14 protein-coding genes are annotated in these 14,722 nt (G+C 36.1%); 11 read left to right on the top strand and 3 right to left on the bottom strand.

From position 1 onward, the window contains the following. Nucleotides 1-250 precede the first annotated feature (250 nt). The 8 genes from serC (at nucleotide 251) to pyrF (ending at nucleotide 8,204) form a co-directional block, all read left to right on the top strand. Complete coding sequence (gene serC, locus KO509_RS17370) at nucleotides 251-1,339, top strand: 3-phosphoserine/phosphohydroxythreonine transaminase (RefSeq protein ID WP_215974524.1); 1,089 nt, start codon at nucleotides 251-253, stop codon at nucleotides 1,337-1,339. 1 nt (nucleotide 1,340) lies between these two features. Continuing rightward, entirely contained in the window at nucleotides 1,341-2,621 is a 1,281-nt protein-coding gene (aroA, locus tag KO509_RS17365; protein ID WP_215974523.1) for a 3-phosphoshikimate 1-carboxyvinyltransferase, read from the top strand. An 85-nt stretch (nucleotides 2,622-2,706) separates the two neighbouring features. Continuing rightward, nucleotides 2,707-3,387, top strand: a complete 681-nt coding sequence (gene cmk, locus KO509_RS17360) for a (d)CMP kinase (protein ID WP_215974522.1) — start codon at nucleotides 2,707-2,709, stop codon at nucleotides 3,385-3,387. Nucleotides 3,388-3,531: 144 nt separating this feature from the next. Further along, the gene (gene rpsA / locus KO509_RS17355) at nucleotides 3,532-5,193 is read left to right on the top strand and encodes a 30S ribosomal protein S1 (RefSeq protein WP_215974521.1); all 1,662 of its coding nucleotides are present in this window, start codon (nucleotides 3,532-3,534) and stop codon (nucleotides 5,191-5,193) included. A 145-nt stretch (nucleotides 5,194-5,338) separates the two neighbouring features. Then, nucleotides 5,339-5,626 (top strand): integration host factor subunit beta, encoded by a 288-nt coding sequence (ihfB, locus tag KO509_RS17350; RefSeq protein WP_215974520.1) that lies wholly within the window; start codon nucleotides 5,339-5,341, stop codon nucleotides 5,624-5,626. Between the two features lie 153 nt (nucleotides 5,627-5,779). Then, complete coding sequence (locus KO509_RS18145; RefSeq protein WP_215974519.1) at nucleotides 5,780-6,025, top strand: LapA family protein; 246 nt, start codon at nucleotides 5,780-5,782, stop codon at nucleotides 6,023-6,025. A gap of 14 nt (nucleotides 6,026-6,039) precedes the next feature. Beyond that, entirely contained in the window at nucleotides 6,040-7,209 is a 1,170-nt protein-coding gene (gene lapB / locus KO509_RS17340) for a lipopolysaccharide assembly protein LapB (protein WP_215974518.1), read from the top strand. A gap of 302 nt (nucleotides 7,210-7,511) precedes the next feature. Next, complete coding sequence (gene pyrF / locus KO509_RS17335; protein WP_215974517.1) at nucleotides 7,512-8,204, top strand: orotidine-5'-phosphate decarboxylase; 693 nt, start codon at nucleotides 7,512-7,514, stop codon at nucleotides 8,202-8,204. 253 nt (nucleotides 8,205-8,457) lie between these two features. On the opposite strand, the gene gap is transcribed toward pyrF, so the two are convergent. Further along, nucleotides 8,458-9,462: a type I glyceraldehyde-3-phosphate dehydrogenase gene (gap, locus tag KO509_RS17330; RefSeq protein ID WP_215974516.1), complete on the bottom strand. Its 1,005-nt coding sequence runs from the start codon at nucleotides 9,460-9,462 to the stop codon at nucleotides 8,458-8,460. Between the two features lie 353 nt (nucleotides 9,463-9,815). Between gap and gndA the strand changes: the two genes are divergently transcribed. From gndA to KO509_RS17315, 3 genes are all read left to right on the top strand, one after another. After that, complete coding sequence (gene gndA / locus KO509_RS17325; RefSeq protein WP_215974515.1) at nucleotides 9,816-11,345, top strand: NADP-dependent phosphogluconate dehydrogenase; 1,530 nt, start codon at nucleotides 9,816-9,818, stop codon at nucleotides 11,343-11,345. Nucleotides 11,346-11,400: 55 nt separating this feature from the next. After that, nucleotides 11,401-11,772 (top strand): peptide-methionine (R)-S-oxide reductase MsrB, encoded by a 372-nt coding sequence (gene msrB / locus KO509_RS17320; RefSeq protein ID WP_215974514.1) that lies wholly within the window; start codon nucleotides 11,401-11,403, stop codon nucleotides 11,770-11,772. A 539-nt stretch (nucleotides 11,773-12,311) separates the two neighbouring features. Beyond that, nucleotides 12,312-13,763, top strand: coding sequence for a glyceraldehyde-3-phosphate dehydrogenase (locus KO509_RS17315; protein ID WP_215974513.1), 1,452 nt, complete (start codon nucleotides 12,312-12,314; stop codon nucleotides 13,761-13,763). Between the two features lie 291 nt (nucleotides 13,764-14,054). Here the strand turns inward: KO509_RS17315 and KO509_RS17310 are convergent, their stop codons facing one another. Then, nucleotides 14,055-14,387 (bottom strand): TusE/DsrC/DsvC family sulfur relay protein, encoded by a 333-nt coding sequence (locus tag KO509_RS17310; RefSeq protein WP_215974512.1) that lies wholly within the window; start codon nucleotides 14,385-14,387, stop codon nucleotides 14,055-14,057. Beyond that, a complete protein-coding gene (gene tusB / locus KO509_RS17305; protein ID WP_215974511.1) occupies nucleotides 14,378-14,707 on the bottom strand; it encodes a sulfurtransferase complex subunit TusB in 330 nt (109 codons plus the stop codon). The genes KO509_RS17310 and tusB overlap by 10 nt, the downstream gene beginning before the upstream one ends. Nucleotides 14,708-14,722 lie beyond the last annotated feature (15 nt).

Genomic DNA, 14,722 nt, shown 5'->3' with positions numbered 1-14,722 from the left:
TGCCATGTCGTTACAAGGATGTGACTTATTAGGATAATGCAGGAGCAATTATCCTGATGGTAAAGAGCGTGTATGTTCAAGAGGAGCAGTATTTTGCGGTGCCATGTCGTTACAAGGAGGTAACTTATTAGGATTATGCAAGGAGCAATTATCCTGATGGCAAAGCACGTGTATGTTCAGGATGAACGGTATATCAAGTGTATATTTTAAGGCTTGATAAGTTAAAGTCACCTATTTTGAGAAAAAGATAATGTCAGAAATATTTAATTTTTGTGCGGGTCCAGCAATGTTACCTAAGCCGGTAATGGCAAAAGCACAAAAAGAGTTTATTCATTGGAATAATACAGGTAGCTCAGTAATGGAGCTAAGTCATCGTAGTAGTGTATATATGGCTATGGCTGCAAAAGCTGAAGCAGATTTACGTGAACTTATGGCTATCCCAAGCAATTATAAAGTATTATTTTGCCATGGTGGCGGACGAGGTCAATTCTCAGCGGTACCGCTAAACTTATTGCCACCAGGTAAATCTGCTGATTATATCGTGAATGGTTCATGGTCAAAAGCGGCAGCTATTGAAGCGCAAAACTTCGGTGAAATTAATGTGATTAATATTCGAGAAGAGCATTCTGATGGTGAAATAAGCTTAATGCCGAGTGAACAATGGCCACTCAATAGTGATGCTGCTTATGTTCATTACTGTCCGAATGAAACGGTTGATGGCATTGAAATTAATGATGTACCTGATACCAATGGCATTCCACTTGTTGCTGATATGTCATCAACTATCTTATCTCATGAAATAGATGTCACTAAATTTGGTGTTATTTATGCTGGAGCTCAGAAAAACATTGGACCTTCAGGGTTAACAATTGTCATTGTTCGTGAAGATTTACTTGGGAATGCACAAAAAGCAACACCTTGTATTATGAATTACGAAACTTCAGCCAATAATGATTCTATGTATAACACGCCACCAACGTATGCATGGTATTTAGCAGGATTAGTTTTTCAATGGCTTAAAGCACTAGGTGGAGTGAGCGCCATAGCTAAAGTTAATCAGGCTAAAGCTGAATTGTTGTACCAAACAATCGATGCCAGTGATTTTTATCAAAACACTGTTGAACACAAGTATCGTAGTAAAATGAATATCCCATTTTGGCTTAAAGATGAAAGCTTAAATGAAACGTTTTTAGCACAAGCTGAACAACAAGGCTTAATGGCTTTACAAGGTCATAGAATTGTCGGTGGTATGCGTGCAAGTATATACAATGCAATGCCAATTGAAGGTGTGCAAGCGTTGGTTGATTTTATGCAAGAATTTGAAAAGGGGAATAAGTAGTATGGAGCAGTTAACATTACAGCCAATTGGCAAGATTAACGGCGAGATTTTCTTACCAGGCTCAAAAAGCTTATCTAATCGTGCATTGCTAATTGCCGCATTGGCTAATGGCGTGACTAAAATTACTAACTTACTTGTTAGTGAAGATATTGAGCATATGCTTAACGCATTAACAACACTTGGTATTAAATACACGTTAAGTGATTGTGGTACAGAATGTACTGTTGTTGGCAATAATGGCTTTTTTAAAACAGATAAACCTTTAGACTTATATTTGGGTAATGCAGGTACTGCAATGCGTCCATTATGTGCTGCATTAGCTGCCAGTGAGGGGGAATTTGTTTTAACAGGTGAACCACGAATGAAAGAGCGACCTATTGGTCATTTGGTTGATGCACTTGCACAACTTGGTGCTGGTATAGAGTACCTTGAAAATAAAGATTACCCACCAGTAAAAATATCTGGTAAAGCGTTAACAGGTAAAACTGTTAGTATTGATGGTTCAATTTCAAGCCAGTTTTTAACAGCGATATTAATGGTTGCCCCTTTATTAGCAACAGACACCAATATCGAAATTGAAGGTGAATTAGTTTCTAAGCCATATATAGATATTACACTTAATATCATGAGTCGATTTGGCGTGGATGTGCAAAATAATAACTATCAATCCTTTATCGTTACAGGTAACCAATCATACCAAGCTGTTGAAAAGTACATGGTTGAAGGGGATGCCTCTTCAGCGTCATACTTTTTAGCTGCCGGTGCAATTAAAGGTGGAAAAGTTACAGTACATGGTGTTGGAACATTAAGTGTTCAAGGTGATAAACATTTTGCCGATGTGCTTGAAAAAATGGGTGCAGAAGTTACTTGGGCTGATGAATCAATCAGTGTTGTAGGTAAACCATTGACGGCAGTTGATATGGATATGAATCATATCCCTGACGCTGCAATGACTATTGCAACAGCGGCACTTTTTGCGAAAGGTACAACAACCATTCGTAATATTTATAATTGGCGAGTAAAAGAAACTGATAGATTAACTGCTATGGCAACAGAGCTTAGAAAGGTAGGGGCAGAAGTAATAGAGGGTGAAGATTTTATTACTATAACTCCGCCGGCTTCATTAAAGCATGCTGAAATTGATACTTATAATGATCATCGTGTCGCTATGTGTTTTTCGCTTGTGGCATTAAGTGATACACCTGTCACTATCAATGACCCTAAATGTACGGCGAAAACATTTCCTGACTACTTTGACAAATTAGCACAAGTTTCTTGTTAAACAGGTTACAAAATATTTTTTTTGGCGATTTTAATACATAAATCCAGTATAATTCTGCCGATTTTTGAGATAAGGAGAAATATGTATGCTGGAAAGCATTCCCGTCATTACTATTGATGGCCCAAGTGGGGCAGGCAAAGGAACTGTTGCCAGAATTGTTGCTGAACAGCTTGGTTGGCACCTACTCGATAGTGGTGCTATCTATCGTGTACTTGCTGTAGCAACCCAACATCATCATGTTAATCTTGATGATGAAGAACACTTGATTCCTATGGCAGCGCACCTTGATGTACAATTTGAAATAACGGGTGAAGGCGAAAGTAAAGTTATTTTAGAAGGTGAAGATGTTACTGACACCATTCGAACAGAGGAGATTGGTGCTTTAGCATCAAAAGTTGCTGCTTTTCCGCGTGTTCGTGAAGCTTTATTACGTAGACAGCGTGCATTTAGTGTTGCTCCTGGGTTAGTTGCTGATGGTCGCGATATGGGAACTGTTGTTTTCTCTAAAGCACCAGTGAAGGTTTTTTTGACGGCTAGTGCAGAAGAAAGAGCAGAACGCCGATTTAATCAGTTGAAAGAGAAGGGCTTTGATGTTAAAATCGGGCGCCTTTTGGATGACATACGTCAACGAGATGAAAGAGATAGCAACCGAGAAGTCGCTCCTCTTATTCCCGCAGAAGGTGCGTTAATTATTGATTCTACTGGCCTTTCTATACAAGAAGTGGTCAATAAAGTCCTTTCATTTGCGAATGGAAAGTTAACATAAACCCTTATTTTTTTTATTGATGTTGAAAAACTAAATAAAAATAAATTTAACTAAAGCCTACGTCATGGATGTACCGAGGCTAAATTAATAACCCCATGAAACAATGATGTTGACTGGATTAATAACTGAGTTAATAGACAAGTTATGATGGAAAATTTTGCAGAACTTTTTGAAGAAAGTTTAAAAGAAATCGAAACTCGCCCGGGTTCAATTATCCGTGGCACAATCGTTAAAGTAACCAAAGACAACGTAATTGTTGACGCTGGTCTTAAATCTGAGAGTGTAATCTCAATCGACCAATTCAAAAACGCTGCTGGCGAAGTTGAAGCGGTTGTTGGTGATGAAGTAGATGTATCGCTTAAAGCTACAGATGATGGTTTCGGTGAAACTATACTTTCACGTGACGATGCTAAACGTCACGAAGCATGGCAAGTACTTGAAAAAGCTTACGAAGAAAAAGAAACTATTATCGGTGTTATCAACGGTAAAGTTAAAGGTGGTTTCACGGTTGAAGTTAGCAATATTCGCGCTTTCTTACCGGGTTCATTAGTTGATGTACGTCCAGTACGTGACACAGCTCACCTTGAAGGTAAAGATTTAGAATTCAAAGTTATTAAGCTTGATCAAAAGCGTAATAACGTAGTTGTTTCACGTCGTGCTGTTATCGAAGCAGAAGGTAGTGCAGAACGTGATGAATTACTAGAGTCATTAGCGGAAGGCCAAGAAGTTAAAGGTATCGTTAAAAACCTTACTGATTACGGTGCATTCGTAGACTTAGGCGGCATTGATGGCCTACTTCACATCACAGATATGGCTTGGAAACGCGTTAAGCACCCAAGTGAAATCGTAAATGTTGGTGATGAAATTCAAGTTAAAGTATTGAAATTTGACCGTGAGCGCACTCGTGTATCTCTAGGTATGAAGCAGTTAGGCGAAGATCCATGGGTAGCAATTGCTAACCGTTACCCAGAAGGTTCTAAACTTTCTGGTCGTGTAACTAACTTAACTGACTACGGTTGTTTCGTTGAAATCCAAGAAGGCGTTGAAGGTTTAGTTCACGTTTCTGAAATGGATTGGACTAACAAAAACATCCACCCATCTAAAGTTGTTAACTTAGGTGACACTGTTGAAGTACTAGTATTAGAAATTGACGAAGAACGTCGTCGTATTTCTTTAGGTCTTAAACAATGTATCGCTAACCCTTGGGAAGAGTTTGCTAAAAACTTCAACAAAGGTGATAAAGTATCAGGTAAGATTAAGTCAATCACTGACTTCGGTATCTTCATTGGTCTTGATGGCGGCATAGATGGTTTAGTTCACTTATCTGATATTTCATGGGCTGGCGGTGAAGAAGCTGTTCGTGATTATAAGAAAGGCGATGAAATCACTGCTATCGTTCTTCAAGTTGACCCTGAGCGTGAGCGTATCTCTCTTGGTGTTAAACAAGCTGAAGATGACCCGTTCAACATGTACTTAACTGATAAGAAGAAAGGTACTATCGTTACTGGTAAAGTAACTGAAGTTGACGCTAAAGGCGCTACAATTGAGTTAGCTGAAAGTGTTGAAGGTTACTTACGTGTTAGCGACATTTCTGTAGAGCGTATCGAAGATGCATCTACAGTAATTAAAGTTGGTGATGACGTTGAAGCTAAGTTTATGGGTGTGGATCGTAAGAACCGTACTATCAGCTTATCTATCAAAGCAAAAGATCAAGCAGAAGAACGTGATGCAATGGAAAACCTAAACCAAGTTGAAGAAACTGGTTTAAGTGCTATGGCTGCTGCGTTTAAAAATGCTAAAAACTAATATCTTGTAACAAGATACTAATTTTATTTTTTGCACTTTTTATAGATTGTATTACACTATAAAAAGACTAGGGGAGGAGAATGTTATTATTCTCCTCTTATATTAACCTCATTAGCACGATGCTAGATGAATACTGGAGGGTCATATGACCAAATCAGAACTCATTGAAAAACTAGGTGATAAATTCAGCCATTTATCAGCTAGAGATGTAGAACAATCGATTAAAGAAATCTTAGAATTAATGGCGCAATCTTTATCTAAAGGAGAACGCATTGAAATTAGAGGGTTTGGTAGTTTTTCATTACATTATCGTGCTCCTAGAGTTGGTAGAAACCCAAAAACAGGTGAATCAGTTGAGTTAAGTGGTAAATACGTACCTCACTTTAAACCTGGTAAAGAGTTACGAGAAAGAGTTAATCTTTCAGCTGCTTAATCGCTGCATCATTGTAAGCTCATTGCAAAAGCAAGAAAAAAATTGGATAATAAACGGTATACTTTAGTATGCCGTTTTTTTTTGGTAATTATTTTTTATATTCGAAAGACGCTTACGTAATTTCACCAACAACTTCAAGCGAGACAGTCCAACGTGCGAATTTATTTTACTCTTTTATTAGTTCTAATTTTACTCGCCATTGCTTTTGTTTTTGGTAGCCAAAATGATCAAATAATTTCATTAAATTATTTGATCGCTAGAATTGAGCTTTCTATTGCAGCAGCTGTTAGCTTATTTACCGGGATTGGTTTTTTTCTTGGTTTGTTAGCAACCATTATTTGGCGATTGATCCGCAAGGGTAAAAAGTCTTTAGCCAAAAACCGCTCAACTGAAATATAGAAATAAGTAACCAAATGATAGAGCTCCTTTTCTTACTACTCCCAGTAGCTATGGCCTATGGCTGGTTTATGGGAAGAAATAGCATAAAGCAAAAAGATCAAACCATTAAACAAGACTTGTCTATCAAGTACTCCACCGGACTAAACTACTTACTTTCTAATCAAAAAGATAAAGCAATAGACTCACTACTTGATGCATTAAAAGTTGAAGATGATAGTGTGGAAGCACATTTTGCCATGGCTAATCTCTTTCGTAAAAGAGGTGAATTGGATAGAGCATTAAAAGTACATGAACATTTAGTTCGTCATGGCAACCTACCTACAAAAGACAAACAACAAGCAGTCTACGAGTTAGGTAAAGATTTTTTAAGTGCAGGTCTATATGATCGTGCAGAAAAAATGTTTAATAAATTATTAAAATCTCCTGATTATGGACTGAAATCATTAACTTATTTGCTGCAAATATTTCAATCTACTAAAGATTGGCAACGTGGTATTAGTCATAAAAAATTAGCCATTAAATTTAATGATAAACGTTTATTACATACGTTAGCTAATTTTTATTGTGAACAAGCAACAACTGCTTTTGAGCAAGATAAATTTATTGAGGTAATTGAATTACTTGAACAAGCACTCAAGTTGGATCCTAATTCTTGCCGTGCTAATTGGTTGATGGCTAAGATTTATGAAAATCATAAGCAGTGCGAGTTAGCGGGAAAATGTTATCAAGATATCTATACACAGGATAAAGATTTCTTTCCTGACGTTATCGATCAAATGCATCAATGTTATCTTGACCTTGATGCTAGTGATGAATTTTTTAGTTTTATTAAAAAAGTTTATGATGAAACGGCAAGTTCCAGTGCGCTTATTTCTTATTTAAGTCATGTTGAAAAAAAACATGGCAATAAAAAAGCTAAAGAGTTTTTATTATCAGCACTTAAACGCAGACCCACTATTCGAGGCTTTAAACACCTAGTTAAAATGGAAATGAGCCAAAGTGACCAAATAGAGAACAAGGCTAGTTTAGATTTAATAAAAGATCTAATCAGTGAATATTTAAAACTTAAACACAGGTATAGTTGTCGTAGTTGTGGTTTTAATAGTTCGACCCATTATTGGTCTTGTCCATCATGTCACGAATGGGAACAGCTTAAGCCAGTTCGAGGCCTTGAAGGTGAATAATTTAATCTTTCTTTGTTCTAAAGCTCAATAACTGCATCGGAAGTACTCATTGACTATCGTCAACTCCGTGCTTTCTCTTTGCTCTTGAACTATAGAACTTTGAAAGAAGTCATTATTAATAAAATGATCGTAATTTAGTTAAGCAGTTAAGTAAATAAAGCCGACTAATTTAACATTGTTATTATAAGTTTCAAATAACACGCCCTTCCGGTTGTGTCTTAAGTCGGAATCTATAGCTATTAACATAAATTATACTGTAAGAGCGACATTGTCGCGTGAAAGAATTGAAAATAGGAACTCCCATGTTTGACCCAAAAGTTGTTGTCGCTTTAGACTTTGATAAAAAAAATGATGCTTTGTCGTTTGTAGACAGAATTTCTCCGACAGAGTGCAAACTTAAGGTAGGCAAAGAAATGTTTACCTACTTTGGTCCAGATTTTGTTAAAACGTTAACAGGGAAGGGCTTTGATGTCTTTCTTGATTTAAAGTTTCACGACATTCCTAATACCGTGGCAAAAGCGGTAACGGCTGCGGCTGACTTAGGTGTTTGGATGGTTAATGTACATGCTAGTGGTGGTAGTCAAATGATGACTAAAGCAAAACAAGCATTAGATAACTATGGTAACGATGCACCACTGTTAATTGCAGTTACGGTATTAACTAGTATGGCACAAGATGACTTAACAGGTTTAGGTATTAATAAAACACCAGCAGAGCAAGTTAACTTTTTAGCAAAATTAACTAAACAAAGTGGCCTTGATGGCGTCGTTTGTTCAGCATGGGAAGCAGAACAATTAAAGCATGATTTAGGTAAAGAGTTTAAATTGATCACGCCAGGAATAAGACCTGAAGGCTCAGCACAAGACGATCAACAACGTATTATGACCCCAAAACAAGCTATTGATGTTGGTGTCGATTATTTGGTGATCGGACGTCCTATTACTAAAGCGGCTGATCCACAATTAGTTTTACAACAAATTAACGCCTCAATTTAATTTTTAACTTATTTTCAGGTTTACTCCTGAAAATTAAGATAGTAAATTCTCCTTTATTGAAAGAGTTTAGTTATAAGATTTATCTTATGGTTAAACTCTTTGTTCGCATTGATATTCGCTATAGCAGTATGGGTTAATGCTAGTTGATAGAGATTCTTCTATTTGAAATAAAAGTCGTTATTTAATATTTTAAGCAAAAAAAACCAGGTAATTAAATTACCTGGTTTGATATTTTTCTTATGATAAATAAAAGTTATTTTTCGTATTGACTGATGAAAGCAACAAGATCTAATACCTTGTTTGAGTAACCAATTTCATTATCGTACCAAGATACAACTTTCACAAAAGTATCAGTTAAAGCAATACCTGCTTTAGCATCAAATACTGAAGTACATACTTCACCAACAAAGTCATTAGAAACAACAGCATCTTCTGTGTAATCTAAAATACCTTTTAATTCACCTTGAGAAGCCGATTTCATTGCTTCACAAATTTCAGCATAAGTAGCTGGTTTTTCAAGGTTAACTGTTAAATCAACTACAGAAACATCAGGAGTAGGTACACGGAATGCCATACCAGTTAACTTACCATTCAATGCTGGAATAACTTTACCTACAGCTTTTGCTGCACCTGTTGAAGATGGAATGATGTTTTGGCCAGCACCACGACCACCACGCCAATCTTTAGCAGAAGGGCTATCTACAGTTTTTTGAGTTGCTGTAGTCGCATGAACTGTTGTCATTAGGCCATCTTTAATGCCCCAGTTATCATTTAATACTTTTGCAATTGGCGCCAAGCAGTTAGTGGTACAAGAAGCATTAGATACCACATCTTGTCCTGCATATTCAGCTAAATTAACACCACAAACAAACATCGGCGTATCATCTTTAGAAGGTGCCGAAAGCACAACTTTTTTAGCGCCAGCTTCAATATGTTTACGTGCTGTTTCGTCTGTTAAGAACAAACCTGTTGATTCAACTACAACATCAACATCGATTTCATTCCATTTTAAATCAGCAGGATTACGCTCTGCCGTAACACGTACTACTTTATCGTTAACGATAAGTTGTCCGTCAACAACATCAACAGTACCATTAAAACGACCATGCGTTGAATCATATTTCAACATGTATGCCATGTAATCAATATCAATTAAATCATTAATACCAACTACTTCAATATCATCTCTTGCTGCAGCAGCACGAAATACGAAACGACCAATACGGCCAAAACCATTTATACCTATTTTAATTGTCATAGAACTCTCCCAGAAACTCAATATGTAGTAAAATTACATCATTTTAGGAAAAATTCAAGTTAAAGTTTGCATATATGACGTAAAATGTCATTTTAAGTTAATTATTTACATGTTTTTGCTAATAAATAGATATTTATTGTAGAATATTTCAGAATATGTAGCTTTATTCGCTATTTTCATGATTTAGCAATAGCTGCATGTTAGAATAATGTTATTCCGATGTACCTTTTATATTTTATCTTTGGGAAATAAAGATCAAAATCGTTACATCAGTATAAGCTTCATATAGTAAAATTTATCAATATCAAGTCAACACATTAGTGTAGAGCATTAATCTTTAGGAAAATAATTTTATGACACAGGATAAAATTTTGTGTGACATCGGTTTTATTGGCTTAGGCGTTATGGGTAAAAACCTTGTACTGAATCTTGCCGATAATGGCTACAATATAGCAGCTTTTGATTTATCAGCAGAAAAAGTTCAAAGCGTTATTGAGCAAGATAAAGAGGAAAACACAACGGGTTTACCTCGTGTTTATGGATGCTCATCCTACACTGAATTATTAGCTCAGTTAAAGGCACCTCACCTTATTGTGTTGAGTGTTCCTGCTGGCTCGCCTGTTGATCAAGTTTGTGAGAGTTTAATTGGTGCTGGAGTTCAGCCAGACGATATTGTTATTGATACAGGCAATAGCCTTTGGGTTGATACCGTTGCTCGTGAACAAAAATATAAAAATAATTTTTTATTATTTTCTTCAGCTGTTTCAGGAGGAGAAGTTGGAGCACGTTTTGGACCTTCATTAATGCCAAGTGGTTCACCTTATGCTTGGACTCGGGTTAAACCTATTTGGGAAGCCATTTCAGCTAAAGTTGATGCAAATACAGGCAAGCCTATTGAACGAACAAAACCAGGCCAAGTTGTTACTGAAGGTGAACCTTGTGCCACTTATATTGGGCCTGCTGGTGCAGGGCATTATGTTAAAATGGTGCATAATGGTATTGAATATGCGGACATGCAAATTATTTGTGAAGCCTATCATATTCTAAAATCCGGTTTGGGTTTATCTTCTGATGAAATAGCTGATATTTTTGAAAACTGGAATGGTGGTTTACTTGATAGTTATTTAATGGAAATTAGTGTGGAAGTGCTTCGCCATAAATCAGTTGATACAGGCACAACACTTATTGATCTTATCCTTGATAAAGCGGGACAAAAAGGTACGGGTCTGTGGACCGCGATGAGTAGTTTAGAGGTAGGTTGTCCAGCACCTACTATTGCTCAAGCCGTTTATGCTCGTTCAATTTCATCATTTAAAGATTTACGTGTTAAGGCATCCACAATATTAAGTGGACCAGCAGAGACAAGCTTATCAAGCCAAGAACAACATGATTATATCGAACAACTGCATGATGCTATTTACTGCGCTAAAATGTGTGCGTACGCACAAGGTTTTCAGCTAATGAAATTAGCTGCGAAAGAACATGGTTGGACGCTTGATTTTGCTAATATTGCAAAAATTTGGCGTGCTGGGTGTATTATTCGAGCGACATTTTTACAATCTATTGTTCAAGCCTATGCAAGAGATGAAAACCTAGATAACTTACTATTAGACAGTTTTTTTGCTGAGCAGTTGAACACACGTCAGCTTAATTGGCGTAAAGCTATCTGTGGTGCCACTATGTTTGGTATACCTAATGGTGCCCTTTCATCTGCATTATCATATTATGACTCTATACGTAGTGAAATGTTGCCAGCAAATTTATTGCAAGGGCAACGAGATTTTTTTGGTGCGCATACTTTTGAGCGTCTTGATAAAGCGGATGGCAAAAAATATCATGTTGAATGGTCTACTGCAGAGCGTAAAACGGTTGTTGTAGACTAGTTTTAGGTACCAAAATACATATTAATAAGGTTTATAGCCTTTAGGAGAAATATTGATGAACGATCATTATAAAGATAAACTAAGTGAAGACGCTTACAAAGTTTGCCGTTTAGCTGCAACAGAGCAGCCCTTTTCGGGTATTTATAATGATCATTGGCTATCAGGTACTTATCTGTGTGCTTGTTGCGATAAACCTTTATTTAATAGTGACAGTAAATTCAATGCTGGTTGTGGTTGGCCTAGCTTTTCTTCTTCTATCGCAGGCAATGTTGCCTACTTTGAAGATGAAACTCATAATATGAGCCGTACAGAAATCCAATGTAAGGATTGTCAGTCACACCTTGGTCATGTATTTGACGACGGACCTATGCCAACCGGCAAAAGATATTGTGTGAATTCGCTCAGTTTAACTTTTAAAAACAATTAAGCATTACTATCTCTAAGCATATAATTATCTCTACCATTTTACTGTTAATGGCTGCGAACAAAATGACTCACATCTTGGTGAGTCATTTATACAATCACTTTGTGTCACAACCTTAAATTACCATTCCTTATAGCAAATAATTTAACGGTTTCCATCGCCTAAAGGAAATCGTTTACTACAATGCCTATCAAAGAAAACAACGTATAATATTATTTATAGAATAACGAAGATAAATGAATAAAATAACGCGTTGATAAAGATTGTCTATTCTAAGGGGTGACCTATAAATTTTAATTGTATATCAATAATATTGATCTATTACCTTAAAATCAGGCTAGGTAATAACGAATTAATAGCGTTGTAATAATTGTAGTTTTTCTCATTAAATTATTATGTAACCTATAGAGAAATATTACGTCTTGCATTACAATATGCCAAAATTAATTATCCACCTTAGTCTAGTTTTATATTTTTTTTAATTAGTCTAAGATTATTTTATTAAACTCTCGCTCAATCACTTGAAATATAAGGCTTAACTAATGACGTCTCATCTTGAGGAAGAATATCAGATCAGCTGGCAAGAACGCCAAACTTTCGCAGAAAATATGCAACCAATCATTGGTCAATTATTTAGAAATAAAGGAATTGAAATATCTGTTTATGGTAGACCGTTATTAAATGCTTCTCCTATTGATATCATTAAAGCGCATAAATCCGTTGCTTTACATGAAGAAAGCAAACTACGTTTACGTGAAAGTTTTCCATTTGTTGAAGCGTTAAGCAAAATGTCATTGGCTCCTGCACGTATTGATGTAGGTAAATTGGCATATCGTTACTTATTTAAAGAGCAGTCTAATGGCTTGTCTATTGAGCAATATTTAGAAAAAGAATTAGAAACAGTCAATACAACAAATAATGTAGATCAAGGGCAAGATGTTGTTTTATATGGTTTTGGACGTATTGGCAGACTACTTGCTCGTTTGTTAATTGAGCAAACAGGTCCTAATGCTAAATTAAATCTTCGTGCTATTGTATTACGTCCAAGTAAAGGCGGAGACGACCTAGAAAAACGTGCAAGTTTACTACGTAGAGACTCTGTGCATGGCGCATTCAATGGTAGCATTACTATTGATAAAGAAAATAATGTCATCAAAGCCAATGGCGCTTTTATTAAAGTTATTTATGCAAATTCACCTTCAGAAGTAAACTACATTGAGCATGACATTAACAATGCTCTTGTTGTTGATAATACTGGTATCTGGACTGATGAAGAGGGTTTAAGCCAACATTTACAATCTAAAGGTGTTGCTAAAGTTTTATTAACAGCCCCTGCTAAAGGTGATATCAAAAATATCGTTTATGGTGTTAATCAAAGTATGATTTTACCGGAAGATAAAATTGTTTCAGCTGCAAGTTGTACAACGAATGCGATTACTCCTGTTCTTAAAGCATTGAATGATGAATTTGGTATTCGTAATGGCCACGTTGAAACCATTCATTCTTATACAAATGATCAAAACTTAATTGATAATTATCATAAAGCGCCTCGTCGTGGTCGCAGTGCACCACTTAACATGGTTATCAGCACTACAGGTGCAGCAAAAGCGGTTGCAAAAGCGCTACCTGAACTGGCAGGTTTGTTAACGGGTAATGCTATTCGTGTTCCTACGCCAAATGTATCTATGGCTATTATGAACTTAAACCTGAAAAAAGAGACTGATAAAGATAGTTTAAACAACTATTTACGTGAGATGTCTTTAGAGTCTGATCTACAAAATCAAATTGATTATACTGCTTCAAATGAAATTGTTTCAACAGACTTAGTGGGCTCACGCTATGCGGGTGTTGTAGACTCACAAGCAACTATTGTTGATGGTGATCGTGCTGTTTTATACGTATGGTATGATAACGAGTTTGGTTATAGCTGTCAGGTAGTACGTGTTATGTTAGAAATGGCAGGTATTACAATTCCAACCTTACCAGTGAACTAGTAATAACATTAACTGAAAGTAACACATTGAAACGCCTTCATTAAATTGTAGGCGTTTTTTTATGCTTAAAATTTATTAAATTTCCATGTTATACCAGTTTCATTAATTAGGTGAGCAATTTTATACGAAGAAAAAATTGCCCAATACCAGGCATTTATTTCAATAACTCGTAGTTCTAATTATTAAATAAATAACGATGTCGTTGGTGACGTTAACAAGTAGAAATGACACATAGTTAGTGTGCTAGCTTTGAACTCTCGTGTTTAGCGAAACATGTATATCTTCGTGGCACTATAAACAGCGTTTAGGTTTTGGTAAACCAGCATATTTAGTTGCTTGTTTAGCCGGCCCATCAGGAAATAAACGAAAAAGATAACGGCTATTGGCTTTATCCTCACCAAACTCAGCTTTCATTGCTTTTGTTAGGGCTCTTATTGCTGGAGAAGTGTTATAGGTTAAGTAAAACTGACGAACAAAATTGATTATTTCCCAGTGTTCAGTTGTCAGTGTAAAACCATCTTGATCTGCGATTATTTGTGCTAAATCGGATTGCCATTGAGTGTAATCTAATAGGTATCCTTGTTTGTCAGTATCAATTTTTATGCCTTTAAAGTCTATTGCCATGTTATCACTCTGTCATTTTCAAAAGTCAGTGAAACTAAATCTGTCATCTCAATTTTACTAACAACTGCTTCATTGATCTTAATTGCCCGAGCATTAGCATGCTGCGCAATCACCTTTAATTTTATGTTAATTGCGCTTACATTGCTCTTAGATAAATTGTTATTTAAGTTATCGATTAAGTTGTTTGTTAAATGATGATGTAAGTTATAGCAGCCATCATCAATAAAAACGATGACATCGTTATCACCAAGTACTTGTAAGCATTGAGCATAATCATTGGTATTAAAAGCACTTTGACGAACAATATGTAGTGTAGTCATCAACGTAATTCCTTA

Origin of the sequence: Colwellia sp. C2M11 (genome assembly GCF_018860915.1) — a bacterium.
GTDB lineage: Bacteria > Pseudomonadota > Gammaproteobacteria > Enterobacterales > Alteromonadaceae > Colwellia.
This window is presented reverse-complemented; position numbering and strand designations above follow the sequence as displayed.